Annotated in this window: 15 protein-coding genes and 1 pseudogene; 2 read left to right on the top strand and 14 right to left on the bottom strand. The window is 60.3% G+C overall.

From position 1 onward, the window contains the following. Window positions 1-7: 7 nt before the first annotated feature. Both Q6A47_RS03685 and Q6A47_RS03680 read left to right on the top strand, forming a co-directional pair. Entirely contained in the window at window positions 8-457 is a 450-nt protein-coding gene (locus Q6A47_RS03685) for a winged helix-turn-helix transcriptional regulator (RefSeq protein WP_304483098.1), read from the top strand. Continuing rightward, window positions 458-670: pseudogene (locus Q6A47_RS03680) on the top strand (transposase); the annotation flags it as partial. Window positions 671-898: 228 nt separating this feature from the next. Here the strand turns inward: Q6A47_RS03680 and glmS are convergent. The 14 genes from glmS to Q6A47_RS03610 all read right to left on the bottom strand — a co-directional run bounded on the left by glmS (window position 899) and on the right by Q6A47_RS03610 (window position 14101). Further along, complete coding sequence (gene glmS / locus Q6A47_RS03675; RefSeq protein WP_304483096.1) at window positions 899-2734, bottom strand: glutamine--fructose-6-phosphate transaminase (isomerizing); 1836 nt, start codon at window positions 2732-2734, stop codon at window positions 899-901. Between the two features lie 2 nt (window positions 2735-2736). After that, window positions 2737-3513 carry a DeoR/GlpR family DNA-binding transcription regulator gene (locus Q6A47_RS03670; protein ID WP_039582305.1) on the bottom strand — a complete coding sequence of 259 codons (777 nt, stop codon included), beginning with the start codon at window positions 3511-3513 and terminating at the stop codon, window positions 2737-2739. 160 nt (window positions 3514-3673) lie between these two features. Continuing rightward, a complete protein-coding gene (gene glmU / locus Q6A47_RS03665; protein WP_304483095.1) occupies window positions 3674-5041 on the bottom strand; it encodes a bifunctional UDP-N-acetylglucosamine diphosphorylase/glucosamine-1-phosphate N-acetyltransferase GlmU in 1368 nt (455 codons plus the stop codon). A gap of 122 nt (window positions 5042-5163) precedes the next feature. Beyond that, window positions 5164-5583, bottom strand: a complete 420-nt coding sequence (locus Q6A47_RS03660) for a F0F1 ATP synthase subunit epsilon (protein WP_023532701.1) — start codon at window positions 5581-5583, stop codon at window positions 5164-5166. A gap of 44 nt (window positions 5584-5627) precedes the next feature. Continuing rightward, window positions 5628-7004, bottom strand: coding sequence for a F0F1 ATP synthase subunit beta (atpD, locus tag Q6A47_RS03655; RefSeq protein ID WP_039582300.1), 1377 nt, complete (start codon window positions 7002-7004; stop codon window positions 5628-5630). A gap of 27 nt (window positions 7005-7031) precedes the next feature. Then, window positions 7032-7892, bottom strand: a complete 861-nt coding sequence (gene atpG, locus Q6A47_RS03650) for a F0F1 ATP synthase subunit gamma (protein WP_029612178.1) — start codon at window positions 7890-7892, stop codon at window positions 7032-7034. Between the two features lie 49 nt (window positions 7893-7941). Continuing rightward, window positions 7942-9486, bottom strand: a complete 1545-nt coding sequence (gene atpA, locus Q6A47_RS03645; protein WP_029612176.1) for a F0F1 ATP synthase subunit alpha — start codon at window positions 9484-9486, stop codon at window positions 7942-7944. 21 nt (window positions 9487-9507) lie between these two features. Beyond that, window positions 9508-10044, bottom strand: coding sequence for a F0F1 ATP synthase subunit delta (locus Q6A47_RS03640; RefSeq protein WP_029612174.1), 537 nt, complete (start codon window positions 10042-10044; stop codon window positions 9508-9510). Window positions 10045-10056: 12 nt separating this feature from the next. After that, on the bottom strand, window positions 10057-10527 hold the full coding sequence (locus Q6A47_RS03635; RefSeq protein ID WP_029612173.1) for a F0F1 ATP synthase subunit B: 471 nt from the start codon (window positions 10525-10527) through the stop codon (window positions 10057-10059). A gap of 57 nt (window positions 10528-10584) precedes the next feature. Continuing rightward, complete coding sequence (gene atpE, locus Q6A47_RS03630; RefSeq protein WP_003097235.1) at window positions 10585-10842, bottom strand: F0F1 ATP synthase subunit C; 258 nt, start codon at window positions 10840-10842, stop codon at window positions 10585-10587. Between the two features lie 142 nt (window positions 10843-10984). After that, a complete protein-coding gene (atpB, locus tag Q6A47_RS03625; protein ID WP_304483060.1) occupies window positions 10985-11854 on the bottom strand; it encodes a F0F1 ATP synthase subunit A in 870 nt (289 codons plus the stop codon). 16 nt (window positions 11855-11870) lie between these two features. Beyond that, the gene (locus Q6A47_RS03620) at window positions 11871-12278 is read right to left on the bottom strand and encodes a F0F1 ATP synthase subunit I (RefSeq protein WP_029612170.1); all 408 of its coding nucleotides are present in this window, start codon (window positions 12276-12278) and stop codon (window positions 11871-11873) included. A 149-nt stretch (window positions 12279-12427) separates the two neighbouring features. Further along, window positions 12428-13300 carry a ParB/RepB/Spo0J family partition protein gene (locus Q6A47_RS03615; protein ID WP_295485484.1) on the bottom strand — a complete coding sequence of 291 codons (873 nt, stop codon included), beginning with the start codon at window positions 13298-13300 and terminating at the stop codon, window positions 12428-12430. A gap of 9 nt (window positions 13301-13309) precedes the next feature. Next, entirely contained in the window at window positions 13310-14101 is a 792-nt protein-coding gene (locus Q6A47_RS03610) for a ParA family protein (RefSeq protein ID WP_304483056.1), read from the bottom strand. Window positions 14102-14111 lie beyond the last annotated feature (10 nt).

Genomic DNA, 14111 nt, shown 5'->3' with positions numbered 1-14111 from the left:
GGAATGAATGACCAATCAGGACGCTCTGAGCCAGGCAGAAGCCATCTGCCAAACGCTCCGAGAAGACGATGATGGCGTCAGACGGGAAGTCCTCGCTCACGCAGGTAGCCGATGGTCATTGGGCATCCTGCATGCCTTGGGCGTGTACGGCACGATGCGCCACGCCGAGATAAAAAGACAGATGACTGGGGTGACCCAGCGAATGCTCACCAAGACGCTACGCGCCATGGAGCGGGATGGATTACTGCTTCGACGGGAGTTTGAGGACATTCCGCCGCGCGTCGAATACGAGCTGACGCCGCTGGGTATGGAGCTGTTGGTTCGGATGTCCCCCGTTTGGATGTGGGTGGTCGAAAACGCCGACGAATTCCGCGAGGCGCGTCGCGCTTTCGACAGTCAAGGTGAAAAGAAGCCCGCCTGGCAAATCCCCACCCCGGCACTCTTTGATCCAGAGTGATCCCGCCGCAGTACCTACAAGTACTTGAGCAAATGCAGCGTGCTCTACAAAGCCAGACGCAAGATCGAGAAGGTCAAAGCGCAGACGCGAGCGAAAGTCGAACATCCATTTCGTGTGATCAAGCGCCAAGTTGGCTATGTGAAAACCCGCTTCCGTGGCTTGGCCAAGAACACGGCACAACTGACCACGCTGTTTACCCTGTCGAATCTGTGAAGGGTGCGCCGGCAATTATTGCCGGCTGCGGGAGAGATGCGCTCGTGAGGGCAGAAAACCGAGGCTATGCCTTGGTTTTCCAATAATCTGCTGCTGAAAAACGGCTCTTTCAGCATCCCCAAGCCGCGCATTTCCGGCTGATGGGCTACGTGTTCGGACCTTCCCTAAAGGCTTCAAGCGAGACTGACTTATTTATTTAAGATCACCCTACATCCGACCCAGCTACCCTCACTCCACCGTCACCGACTTGGCCAGGTTACGCGGCTGGTCGACATCGGTCCCTTTCAACACGGCCACGTAGTACGACAGCAACTGCAGCGGGATGGTGTAGAGGATCGGTGCCAGGGCGTCGATGATGTGCGGCACCTTGATCACGTGGGTGCCTTCGCCGTTGCTCATACCGGCGTTCTCGTCGGCGAACACCACCAGCTCGCCGCCACGGGCGCGGACTTCCTGCAGGTTCGACTTCAGCTTTTCCAGCAGCTCATTGTTCGGCGCAACCGTGACCACTGGCATGTCGGCATCGACCAACGCCAGCGGGCCGTGCTTGAGTTCACCGGCCGGGTACGATTCTGCATGGATATAGGAAATTTCCTTGAGCTTGAGCGCGCCTTCCATCGCCACCGGGTACTGCGCACCGCGGCCGAGGAACAGGGTGTGGTGCTTGTCGGCGAAGAGCTCGGCGGTCTTCTCGACCACAGTGTCCATGGCCAGGGCTTCGCCCAGGCGCGCCGGCAGGCGACGCAGTTCTTCGACCAGTTCGGCTTCGACGCCCGCTTCCAGCGTGCCGCGCACTTGGCCCAGGGCCAGGGTCAGCAGCATCAACGACACCAGCTGGGTGGTGAATGCCTTGGTGGAGGCGACGCCAATTTCCGGGCCAGCCAGGGTGAGCAGGGTCAGATCCGACTCGCGCACCAGCGAGCTGATGCCGACGTTGCAGATCGCCAGGCTGCCGAGGAAGCCCAGTTCCTTGGCGTTGCGCAGCGCCGCCAGGGTATCGGCGGTTTCGCCGGACTGAGAGATCGACACGAACAGGGTGTCCGGCTGGACGACCACCTTGCGGTAGCGGAATTCGCTGGCGACTTCGACCTGGCACGGGATGCCGGCCAGGCTTTCCAGCCAGTAGCGGGCGACCATGCCGGCGTGGTAGCTGGTGCCACAGGCGACGATCTGCACGTTGCGCACCTTGACGAACAGTTCGGCGGCCTGCGGGCCGAACGCCTGGACCATGACATGGTCCTTGCCCAGGCGCCCTTCCAGGGTGCGCTGAACCACCGACGGCTGCTCATGGATTTCCTTGAGCATGAAGTGGCGGTAGTGGCCTTTGTCCGCCGCCTCGGCGCCTTCGTGGTACTGCACGGTCTCGCGCTGCACCGCAGCACCGGATTGGTCCCAGATGCTCACGTGATCGCGGCGGATCTCGGCGATGTCGCCTTCTTCCAGGTACATGAAACGGTCAGTGACTTGGCGCAGGGCCAGTTGGTCGGACGCGAGGAAGTTCTCGCCGTGGCCCAGGCCAATCACCAGCGGGCTGCCGCTGCGCGCGGCGACCAGACGGTCCGGCTGTTTGGCACTGATCACCGACAGGCCATAGGCGCCATGCAAGCGCTTGACCACGGTCTTGAACGCCTCGGTGAGATCGGGGATCTGCTTGAGGGTATGGTGGATCAGGTGGACGATCACTTCGGTGTCAGTCTGCGACGCGAACACGTAGCCCAGACCCTTGAGCTCTTCACGCAGCTCTTCGTGGTTCTCGATGATGCCGTTGTGAACAACGGCCACTTCCTGACCGGAGAAGTGCGGGTGGGCATTGTGCTCGGTCGGCGCGCCGTGGGTGGCCCAGCGAGTATGCGCGATGCCCAGGTGACCGTTGAGTGGCTCGGCGGTCACGGCGGCTTCCAGCTCGGCCACTTTGCCGATGCGGCGGCGGCGGTCCAACTGGCCTTCGGCGGTGATTACCGCCAGCCCGGCGCTGTCATAGCCGCGGTACTCGAGACGCTTGAGGCCTTCGATGAGGATGGAGGTGATGTTGCGCTCGGCGACTGCACCGACGATTCCACACATGGTCATTGCTCCTGGCTGATCGCGGCGCAGATCAGGTTGATGCCGCGGGCTTGAATCTGGTCGCGTGCCGAACTCGGCAGGCGATCGTCTGTAATAAGGGTGGTAACGCTGCCCCAAGGCAGCTCAAGGTTGGGAATCTTGCGCCCGACCTTGTCCGACTCGACCATCACGATCACTTCACGGGCCACCTCGGCCATCACCCGGCTCAGGCCAAGCAGCTCGTTGAAGGTGGTGGTGCCGCGGTTCAGGTCGATGCCATCGGCACCGATGAACAGCTGATCGAAATCGTAGGAACGCAGCACTTGCTCAGCGACCTGGCCCTGGAACGACTCCGAATGCGGATCCCAGGTGCCGCCGGTCATCAGCAACACGGGCTCATGCTCCAGTTCGCTGATGGCACGGGCCACGTTGAGCGAATTGGTCATCACCACCAGGCCGGGCTGGCGGCCCAGTTCAGGGATCATCGCGGCCGTGGTGCTGCCACTGTCGATGATGATGCGCGCATGCTCGCGAATACCGGCTACGGCAGCGCGGGCGATGGCTTTCTTGTAGCTGGAAATGGGCTGGGCGACCCCGCCGAACATTTCTTGCGGCACCGGCACGGCGCCGCCGTAGCGGCGTAGCAGCAGCCCGTTGGTTTCGAGCGCTGCGAGGTCCTTGCGAATGGTCACTTCAGACGTTTCGAAATGCTTGGCCAAGGCGTCGACGCTCACCTCGCCCTGTTCTGCGAGCAAGGCGAGGATGTTATGGCGGCGCTGGGGGGTGTTTCGTTTCGACATCTGCTTTTAAGTTTCGATTCGAAAGATAATGGGTGCAATCAAAACCTAAGATCGGCAGTTCGTCAAGCTTCCCATCAACCGCTTTCATCCAGAAACCCGCGCAAACAAAAGCCGACTTATTCACATAAGTCGGCTTGTGGATAACCCAGCTGTTGATAACTCAGTCTTTCTTGATCTTCACCGGCCTCTTCCAGCCGTCGATGTTGCGCTGACGTGCGCGGGCGACCGCCAGCTGACCAGGTTCGACCGCCTGATTGATGGTCGAGCCAGCCGCAGTGGTGGCGCCATCCTTGATTTCCACAGGCGCTACCAACGAGTTGTTCGAGCCGATGAAGACGTCCTCGCCCAGCACGGTCATGAACTTGTTGGCGCCGTCGTAGTTGCAGGTGATGGTTCCGGCACCGATGTTGGTGCGGGCACCGATCTGCGCATCGCCCAGGTACGTCAAGTGGCCGGCTTTCGCGCCTTCGCCCAGATGAGCGTTCTTCAGTTCGACGAAGTTACCCACATGGGCCTTGGCCTCCAGCACGCTCCCTGGACGCAGCCGGGCGAACGGACCGGCGTCGCTGCCCTCACCCATCACCGCGCCTTCGATATGGCTGTTGGCCCTGACCACCACACCCTTGCGCAGTGTGCTGTTCTTGATCACGCAGTTCGGGCCGATCTGAACATCGTCCTCAATGACCACCTGACCTTCGAGAATGACGTTGATATCGATCAGCACGTCGCGCCCAACCGTCACCTCACCGCGCACATCGAAACGCGCCGGATCACGCAGGGTCACGCCCAGGGCCATCAGACGACGGCCTTCACGCAACTGATAGTGTCGCTCGAGTTCAGCCAGTTGGCGGCGGTCATTGGCGCCCTGCACTTCCATCGGATCGTGCGGCTGCTCGGTGGCCACCACCAGGCCGTCGGACACAGCCATGGCGATCACGTCGGTGAGGTAGTACTCGCCTTGGGCATTGTTGTTGGACAAGCGGCCCATCCAGTCGGCCAGACGCGCGGCGGGCATTGCGAGAATGCCGGTGTTGCCTTCCTTGATCGCCTTCTGCGCATCGCTGGCGTCCTTGTGTTCGACGATGGCTGTCACCTGGCCCTGCTCGTCGCGCACGATACGGCCGTAGCCGGTCGGATCCTCGAGGTTCACGGTTAGCAGGCCAAGTTGGCGGTCGTCGACCTTCGCCAGCAGACGCTGCAGCGTTTGCACCTCGATCAGCGGCACGTCGCCGTAGAGCACCAGCACGGTGTCGGCAGTGATTGCCGGCAACGCCTGGGCGACCGCATGACCCGTACCCAGTTGCTTGTCCTGCATGACGAAATTCAGGTCGTCGGCCGCCAGGGATTCGCGCACGCGTTCGGCGCCATGGCCGATGACCACATGGATGCCGTTGGGCTGCAGTTGACGGGCGCTGTGGATAACGTGGCCAAGCATGGAATTGCCAGCGACCGGGTGCAGCACCTTGGGCAGCGCCGAGCGCATGCGAGTGCCTTGGCCTGCGGCGAGAATAACGATATCGAGTGACATTGACTGGCTACCAATCCTGGGCGGTCAGGGATGTGACCGAGGGGGGGAAATCGGGAAAAGAAAAAGGGTAGCCGAGGCTACCCTTTAACTCAATCGCAACGCAGATCACCGGCAGGACCGGATCACTTGCCTCTGCGCATTTGCTGGACAGTGCGCAGCTGAGCCGCAGCCTCGGCCAGACGTGCGGCGGCAGCGCCGTAGTCGAAGTCCGAACCTTTGGTGTTCAGCGCGTTCTCGGCAGCCTTGAGGGCTTCCTGAGCCTGAGCTTCGTCCAGGTCGGCAGCGCGTTGCACGGTGTCGGCGAGAACCTTGACCATGTTCGGCTGCACTTCGAGGAAGCCACCGGAGATGTAGTACACCTCTTGAGTGCCACCCTGCTTGGTCAGCGTGATCGGACCCGGCTTGAGATTGGTGATCAGCGGCGCGTGGCCTGGCGCGATACCCAGATCGCCCAAGTTACCGTGCGCTACTACCATCTCGACCAGACCGGAGAAGATCTCCCCTTCCGCGCTGACGATATCGCAATGGACTGTCATAGCCATCTGCTTGCCTCAACCTGATTAGCGCCCCTTGCGGGGCGCCGGGATTACAGTTTCTTGGCTTTCTCGATCGCTTCGTCGATGCTGCCGACCATGTAGAACGCTTGTTCTGGCAGGTGGTCGTAGTCACCTTTGAGGATACCGCTGAAGCCAGCGATGGTGTCCTTGAGCGAAACGTACTTGCCTGGCGCGCCGGTGAAGACTTCGGCCACGAAGAACGGCTGCGACAGGAAGCGCTGGATCTTACGAGCGCGAGCAACCAGTTGCTTGTCGGTCTCGGACAGTTCGTCCATACCCAGGATCGCGATGATGTCCTTCAGCTCTTTGTAACGCTGCAGAACGTACTGGACCTGACGGGCAGTTTCGTAGTGCTCGGTGCCGATCACGTTCGGGTCCAACTGACGCGAAGTCGAGTCCAGTGGGTCGACGGCCGGGTAGATACCCAGCGAGGCGATGTCACGGGACAGAACGACGGTGGCGTCCAAGTGGGCGAAGGTGGTCGCTGGCGACGGGTCGGTCAAGTCGTCCGCAGGCACGTAGACGGCCTGGATCGAAGTGATCGAACCTTCCTTGGTCGAAGTGATGCGCTCTTGCAGAACGCCCATTTCTTCGGCCAGGGTCGGCTGGTAGCCTACTGCGGAAGGCATACGGCCCAGCAGTGCGGATACTTCGGTACCGGCCAGGGTGTAACGATAGATGTTGTCGACGAACAGCAGAACGTCGTTACCTTCGTCACGGAACTTCTCGGCCATGGTCAGGCCGGTCAGCGCGACGCGCAGACGGTTTCCTGGTGGCTCGTTCATCTGACCGTAGACCAGCGCTACTTTGTCGAGAACGTTGGAGTCCTTCATCTCGTGGTAGAAGTCGTTACCCTCACGAGTACGCTCGCCCACACCGGCGAACACGGAATAACCGCTGTGCTCGATGGCGATGTTACGGATCAATTCCATCATGTTGACGGTCTTGCCGACACCGGCACCACCGAACAGACCGACCTTACCACCCTTGGCGAACGGGCAAACCAGGTCGATAACCTTGATGCCGGTTTCCAGCAGGTCGTTGCCGCCTGCCTGGTCAGCGAACGAAGGCGCTGGCTGGTGGATACCGCGACGCTCTTCTTCGCCGATCGGACCGGCTTCGTCGATCGGGTTGCCGAGGACGTCCATGATACGGCCCAGCGTGGCCTTACCCACCGGAACGGAAATGGCCGCGCCGGTATCGACGACGTCCAGACCGCGCTTCAGACCTTCGGTCGAGCCCATCGCGATGGTACGAACCACGCCGTCGCCCAACTGCTGCTGGACTTCCAGGGTGGTTTGCGCGCCTTGAACTTTCAGCGCGTTGTAAACACTCGGCACGACGTCACGTGGGAATTCCACGTCGATGACGGCGCCGATGATTTGAACGATACGTCCGCTACTCATAGCTGGATCCTCTGAATATGTGAACCGTTAAACCGCGGCAGCGCCGCCGACGATTTCCGAGATCTCCTGGGTGATCGCAGCCTGACGCGCCTTGTTGTAGATCAGCTGGAGTTCGCTGATCAGGTCACCGGCGTTGTCTGTGGCGTTCTTCATGGCGATCATCCGGGCCGCTTGTTCAGCAGCGTTGTTCTCGACCACCGCCTGGTACACCTGCGACTCCACGTAACGCACCATCAAGCCGTCCAGCAGCTCTTTTGCGTCGGGTTCGTACAGGTAGTCCCAGTGGTGCTTGAGTTCCTGATCCGGGGTTGCCACCAACGGTACCAACTGCTCGACCGTCGGTTTTTGGGTCATGGTGTTGATGAACTTGTTCGAAACCACCGAGAGGCGATCGATACGGCCGTCGAGGTAGGCGTCCAGCATCACTTTGACGGAGCCGATCAGATCGTTGATCGATGGCTCTTCGCCCAAGTGGCTGATCGCGGCTACCACGTTGCCGCCAAAGATGCGGAAGAAAGTCGCACCTTTGCTGCCGATCACGCACAGGTCGATTTCCACGCCCTGTTCGCGGTTTTCGTTCATGTCCTTGACCAGGGCCTTGAACAGGTTGGTGTTCAAGCCACCGCACAGACCACGGTCACTGCTCACCACGATATAACCGACGCGCTTTACAGGGCGCTCGATCATGAACGGGTGACGGTATTCCGGGTTGGCGTTGGCCAGATGACCGATCACCTGGCGGATACGCTCCGCGTAAGGACGGCTAGCAGCCATGCGCAGTTGTGCCTTGCGCATTTTGCTGACCGCCACTTTCTCCATGGCGCTGGTAATTTTTTGCGTGCTTTTGATGCTCGCAATCTTACTGCGAATCTCTTTTGCGCCTGCCATGTATCACCTATCAGGTTAGCAAGCGGGGGCCAGAAGCCCCCGCTGCGGCTTACCAGGTCTGGGTGGCCTTGAACTTCTCGATACCGGCTTTCATGCCAGCGTCGATTTCGTCGTTGAAGTCACCTTTCACGTTGATCTTGGCCAACAGCTCGGCGTGATCGCGGTGGAAGTAGGCGATCAGCGCTTGCTCGAAGCTGCCGACCTTGGAGACTTCTACGTCGGTCAGGAAACCACGCTCGGCGGCATACAGCGACAGAGCCATGTCGGCGATCGACATCGGCGCATACTGCTTCTGCTTCATCAGCTCGGTGACGCGCTGACCGTGTTCCAGCTGCTTGCGGGTCGCTTCGTCCAGATCGGACGCGAACTGGGCGAAGGCCGCCAGTTCACGGTACTGAGCCAGCGCGGTACGGATACCGCCGGACAGCTTCTTGATGATCTTGGTCTGAGCGGCACCACCGACGCGCGATACCGAAACACCGGCGTTCACTGCAGGGCGGATGCCCGAGTTGAACATGGCCGATTCCAGGAAGATCTGACCGTCGGTGATGGAAATCACGTTGGTCGGAACGAACGCGGAAACGTCGCCAGCCTGGGTTTCGATGATCGGCAGGGCGGTCAGCGAGCCGGTCTTGCCGGTGACTGCGCCATTGGTGAACTTCTCGACGTACTCTTCTGAAACGCGCGAAGCACGCTCCAGCAGACGGGAGTGGAGATAGAACACGTCGCCTGGGTACGCTTCACGTCCTGGCGGACGGCGCAGCAGCAGGGAGATCTGACGGTAGGCAACGGCCTGCTTGGACAGGTCATCGTAGACGATCAGAGCGTCTTCGCCGCGGTCACGGAAGAACTCGCCCATGGTGCAGCCGGCGTAAGGTGCCAGGAACTGCAGTGCGGCGGATTCCGAGGCGCTGGCGGCAACCACGATGGTGTTGGCCAGGGCGCCGGCTTCTTCCAGCTTGCGCACGACGTTGGCGATGGTCGACTGCTTCTGGCCGACGGCCACGTAGACGCAGAAGATGCCGCTGTCTTTCTGGTTGATGATCGCGTCGACCGCCATGGCGGTCTTACCGATCTGACGGTCACCGATGATCAGCTCGCGCTGGCCACGGCCAACCGGGATCATGGCGTCGACCGACTTGTAGCCAGTCTGCACAGGCTGGTCGACCGACTTACGCCAGATCACGCCTGGAGCCACTTTCTCGACCGCGTCGGTCTCGGTGTTGTTCAGCGGACCTTTGCCGTCGATCGGGTTACCCAGGGCATCGACCACGCGACCCAGCAGTTCCTTACCAACAGGAACTTCCAGGATGCGGCCGGTGCACTTGGCGGACATGCCTTCGGCGAGGGAGGTGTAAGCGCCCAGTACCACCGCACCCACGGAGTCTTGCTCCAGGTTCAGTGCCATACCGTAGACGCCGCCCGGGAACTCGATCATTTCGCCGTACATGACGTCGGCCAGACCGTGAATGCGAACGATACCGTCGGAAACGCTGACGACGGTACCTTCGTTGCGGGCTTGGGAGCCGACATCGAGTTTCTCGATGCGACCCTTGATGATTTCACTAATTTCGGAAGGATTGAGTTGCTGCATTGCTCTGCTGCCCCTTCAAACTCAAGATTTCAATGCTTCGGCCAGTTTCGCGATTTTGCCGCGAACAGAGCCATCGATTACCAGGTCGCCGGCGCGGATGACGACACCGCCGATCAGGCTGGCATCCTCCGACGCGTGCAGGCGCACTTCCCGGCTGAGCCGTGCACTGAGAACCTTGGCGAGTTTGTCTTGCTGTTCTTGGTTCAACGCAAAAGCACTGGTGACTTCCACGTCCACGGATTTCTCCTGCTCGGCCTTGTACAGGTCGAACAGGGCGGCAATCTCCGGCAGAAGCAGGAGACGGTCGTTTTCCGCGGCAACATGAATGAAATTCTGTGCCTGTGCATCGAACTTGTCACCGCACACTTCAATGAATGCGGCGGCCTTGTCTGCGCTAGTCAGTTGCGGGGCCTTGAGCAGGCGCTGCATGGTGTCGTCTTGCGACACCGCAGCAGCCAGGCCGAGCATGGCTGACCAATTGGCCAGTTGCTGATGGGCCTGGGCATGCTCGAAGGCAGCCTTAGCGTAAGGTCGGGCCAACGTGGTCAGTTCTGCCATGATCGCCCTCGCTTAAATTTCAGCGGCCAGTTTGTTAACCAGCTCCGCATGCGCGTTTTGATCGATTGTGGCGCCAAGGATCTTTTCAGCACCGCCAACGGCCAGGGCACCCACTTGGGCACGCAGGGCGTCTTTGACGCTGTTCAGTTCCTGTTCGATCTCGGCCTGAGCCTGAGCCTTCACACGGTCAGCTTCGACGCGGGCCTGATCACGGGCTTCCTCGACAAGCTGAGCAGCGCGTTTCTTGCTTTGCTCAATGATTTCGGCTGCCTGTGCTTTCGCTTCACGCAGTTGCTGACCCGCTTTCTCTTGGGCCAGCTCCAGGTCGCGAGCTGCGCGGTTGGCAGCGTCCAAGCCGTCTGCAATCTTCTTCTGGCGCTCGTGCAGAGCAGTGATGACCGGAGGCCATACGTACTTCATGCAGAACAGCACAAAAATCAGAAAAGCAACGGATTGGCCAATCAGGGTTGCATTAATGTTCACGCCAACACCTCGCTCGGTCTTTGTCCATCACACCAATCAACTCGTAGGAACGAGTGATTAGCCGGCGATCTGACCAACGAAGGGGTTCGCGAAGGTGAAGAACAGAGCGATACCAACACCGATCATGGTGACGGCGTCGAGCAGACCGGCAACGATGAACATCTTGACCTGCAGCATCGGAACCATCTCAGGCTGACGAGCAGCGCCTTCCAGGAACTTGCCGCCCAGCAGGCCGAAACCAATGGCGGTACCCAGAGCACCCAGGCCGATCAGCAGAGCAACAGCGATAGCGGTCAGACCAACTACAGTTTCCATCTTTCCTCCCGACTTTTACGTCGTATTGGTTAGGTTTTTAGTTTGAAGCGGTAAAACAAATCGTTGAAGCAACGGCCCTTGCGGACTTTTTCAGCCCTGCCCCCGAACCGGCGGACAAGGCTATCAGACACGCCAGGCGGTCTTAATGGTTATCTTCGTGAGCCATCGACAGATAGACGATGGTGAGCATCATGAAGATGAAAGCTTGCAGCGTGATGATCAGGATGTGGAACACCGCCCACGCCCACTGCAGTACCACACCCAGGCCGCTGAGCCAGAGGATGCCGGCGCCGAACATTACGGCGATGAGGATGAACACCAGCTCGCCGGCGTACATGTTGCCGAACAGACGCAGTGCCAGGGAGATCGGCTTGGCGATCAGGGTGACGAATTCCAGCAGGAAGTTCACCGGGATCAGCAGGATCTGCACGAAGATGTTCTTGCTGCCGAACGGGTGCAGGGTGAGCTCGCCGATGAAGCCGCCGAAGCCTTTGATCTTGATGCTGTAGAAGATGATCAAGGCGAACACGCTGAAGGCCATGGCCAGCGTGGCATTCGGGTCGGTGGTGGACACGGCACGGAACGGAATGTGCGGATCACCGGAAATCAGGATAGCCAGCTGCGGAATCCAGTCGACCGGAACCAGGTCGATGGCGTTCATCAGGAAGACCCAGACGAAGATGGTCAGCGCCAGCGGTGCGATGACCGCGCTGCGACCGTGGAACGAGTCCTTCACGCTGCCGTGAACGAAGTCGACCAGCACTTCGACGAAGTTCTGCAGGGCGCCCGGCTGACCGGAAGTGGCCTTCTTGGCCGCCATGCGGAAGATGAACAGGAAGATCAGACCCAGCGCGACGGACCAACCCAGCGTATCCAGGTGGAACGCCCAGAAGCCCATTGCCTTGGCTTCTGCAGCCGAATGGGCGAAGCCCCAGCTGCCGTCTGGTAGTTGACCGTAGGTCAGGTTCTGCAAGTGGTGCTGGATATAGCCCGAAGCGGTTTCTGCTGCCATGGTTGCCTCAAACGCCCTAAGGTCTCGAAAGTCTTGTATTCATCAGCAGTGGCGCGAACCAGCTGACCATCAAGGTCAGCAGGAAGACGCCGAATACTGCTAACGGCGCCAGTGGCTTCACTCCTGCAAAGGTCAGTGCGAACAGCACTGCCGTCAAAATCAATTTGCCTGCCTCGCCTGCGTAAAACGACTTGACGATGGCCGGCGCCGCCCGGGCTCCGCTGAAGCGAAAAGCCTTCCAGGCGAAATACACGTTGGGCAGCCAGCCGATCAAACCACCACACAGGCCTGAATAACCGCTGACCTTGCCCTGCCATTGCCACAACACCAACGTTGCCAGCAATAACACCCCAAATTGAGCCAGCAGCACCGGGAAAACTGCCCAACGATGGAAAGGCAGGCGGTTTGGCGTGCGTATTTCCATCGCTACTGCTCCTCGAAAGTCGACCGCCTCGTCAGCGATGACTTGGCATAATTTGTGCCGACAAAATGCGCGCAGAGTATAGGGGTGGATGCCCCCCTATTCAACTATCGGGTAGTGATTTCCGACTGCGCGCTACAACGGGAATTGTTTCAGCGGATGTGGGCAAGTACGCCCTGAAGCTCGTCGAGCGAGTTGTAGCGGATGACCAACTGGCCTTTGCCCTTGTTTCCATGGCGAATCTGCACCGAAGAGCCCAGGCGCTCGGCCAGGCGCTGTTCCAGGCGGGCTATGTCCGGATCAGATTTATCCGATTGCACCGGCTCAGGTTTACCGTTCAACCACTGACGAACTAGTGCCTCGGTTTGGCGCACAGTAAGGCCGCGTGCGACAACATGTCGCGCCCCCTCCTCCTGACGATGTTCCTCCAGGCCGAGCAGCGCACGGGCATGCCCCATTTCCAAGTCGCCATGGGCGAGCATGGTCTTGATCGCTTCGGGCAGGGTGATCAGGCGCAGCAGGTTGGCGACGGTCACCCGCGACTTGCCGACCGCATCGGCCACCTGCTGCTGGGTCAGCTCGAACTCCTGCTGCAGACGCTGCAACGCCATGGCTTCTTCCAGCGGGTTGAGGTCTTCGCGCTGGATGTTCTCGATCAGCGCCATGGCGATGGCGGCTTCGTCCGGTACTTCGCGGACCATGGCCGGAATGCTGTCCAGACCGGCCTGCTGGGTGGCGCGCCAACGACGCTCACCGGCGATGATCTCGTAGCGGCCTTCACCGATCGGGCGCACCACGATGGGCTGCATCACGCCATGGTTGCGGATCGAGTGCGCCAGCTCTTCCAGCGCTTCAGGGTCCATGTCGCGGCGCGGCTGATACTTGCCGCGCTGAATCAGCTCGACCGGCAGGCGCTGCAGCTCCTTCTGATCGACCTTGACCGCCTGCTCTTCGAGCGCGCTGACGGATGGACCGCTGAGCAGTGCATCCAACCCACGTCCGAGACCGCGTTTCTTGATGGCCATGCGGATTCCTTAAGTTGTCTGTGCAGTGCGGATTTGACGACGCTGACGGCGCACCAACTCACCAGCCAAGGCCAGGTAGGCGAGCGCTCCGCGTGACTGCTTGTCGTAGGCCAGCGCCGGCATGCCGAAGCTCGGCGCCTCGGCCAGGCGGATGTTGCGCGGGATCACCGTGTCGTAGAGCTGATCGCCGAAGTGTTCCTTGAGCTGCGCCGAGACATCGTTGTTCAGGCTCAGGCGCGGGTCGTACATGGTGCGCAGCAGGCCCTCAATCTTCAACTCCGGGTTCAACCGGGCAGCGATGCGCTTGATGTTATCCACAAGGTCGCTCAGCCCTTCCAGTGCGTAGTACTCGCACTGCATGGGAATGATCACGCCATCGGACGCGACCAACGCGTTGAGCGTGAGCATCGACAGCGACGGCGGGCAGTCGATGAGAATGAAGTCGTAGTTGTCGCGGATCGGCGCCAGCGCGTTGCGCAGACGGCTCTCCTTCATCTGCATTTCCAGCAGCACCACCTCGGCGGCAGTCAGGTCGCGGTTGGCCGGCAGCAGTTGGAAACCGCCGTGCTCGGAGTACTGCATGGCCTGGGCCAGGTCGCATTCCCCGATCAGCAGGTCGTACACCGAGTGCTCGAGCTCGTGCTTATCCACACCGCTGCCCATCGTGGCGTTGCCCTGTGGATCGAGGTCGATCAGCAGCACGCGGCGCTTGGTCGCGGCCAGCGATGCGGCGAGATTGATGCAGGTGGTGGTCTTGCCGACCCCACCCTTCTGGTTCGCGATTGCGAATACCTTAGCCATTGTTGCGTGT

Source organism: Pseudomonas boreofloridensis, from assembly GCF_030580795.1.
Classification (GTDB): domain Bacteria; phylum Pseudomonadota; class Gammaproteobacteria; order Pseudomonadales; family Pseudomonadaceae; genus Aquipseudomonas; species Aquipseudomonas boreofloridensis.
Note: the sequence above shows the minus strand (reverse complement) of the source record. Positions and strands in the feature narration are given on the sequence as shown.

Excerpts from the sequence above, each read along its gene's own strand:
- Q6A47_RS03685 (WP_304483098.1), top strand. The coding sequence starts at position 8 with ATGACCAATCAGGACGCTCTGAGCCAGGCAGAAGCCATCTGCCAAACG.
- glmS (WP_304483096.1), bottom strand. The coding sequence starts at position 2,734 with ATGTGTGGAATCGTCGGTGCAGTCGCCGAGCGCAACATCACCTCCATC.
- Q6A47_RS03670 (WP_039582305.1), bottom strand. The coding sequence starts at position 3,513 with ATGTCGAAACGAAACACCCCCCAGCGCCGCCATAACATCCTCGCCTTG.
- glmU (WP_304483095.1), bottom strand. The coding sequence starts at position 5,041 with ATGTCACTCGATATCGTTATTCTCGCCGCAGGCCAAGGCACTCGCATG.
- Q6A47_RS03660 (WP_023532701.1), bottom strand. The coding sequence starts at position 5,583 with ATGGCTATGACAGTCCATTGCGATATCGTCAGCGCGGAAGGGGAGATC.
- atpD (WP_039582300.1), bottom strand. The coding sequence starts at position 7,004 with ATGAGTAGCGGACGTATCGTTCAAATCATCGGCGCCGTCATCGACGTG.
- atpG (WP_029612178.1), bottom strand. The coding sequence starts at position 7,892 with ATGGCAGGCGCAAAAGAGATTCGCAGTAAGATTGCGAGCATCAAAAGC.
- atpA (WP_029612176.1), bottom strand. The coding sequence starts at position 9,486 with ATGCAGCAACTCAATCCTTCCGAAATTAGTGAAATCATCAAGGGTCGC.
- Q6A47_RS03640 (WP_029612174.1), bottom strand. The coding sequence starts at position 10,044 with ATGGCAGAACTGACCACGTTGGCCCGACCTTACGCTAAGGCTGCCTTC.
- atpE (WP_003097235.1), bottom strand. The coding sequence starts at position 10,842 with ATGGAAACTGTAGTTGGTCTGACCGCTATCGCTGTTGCTCTGCTGATC.
- atpB (WP_304483060.1), bottom strand. The coding sequence starts at position 11,854 with ATGGCAGCAGAAACCGCTTCGGGCTATATCCAGCACCACTTGCAGAAC.
- Q6A47_RS03620 (WP_029612170.1), bottom strand. The coding sequence starts at position 12,278 with ATGGAAATACGCACGCCAAACCGCCTGCCTTTCCATCGTTGGGCAGTT.
- Q6A47_RS03615 (WP_295485484.1), bottom strand. The coding sequence starts at position 13,300 with ATGGCCATCAAGAAACGCGGTCTCGGACGTGGGTTGGATGCACTGCTC.
- Q6A47_RS03610 (WP_304483056.1), bottom strand. The coding sequence starts at position 14,101 with ATGGCTAAGGTATTCGCAATCGCGAACCAGAAGGGTGGGGTCGGCAAG.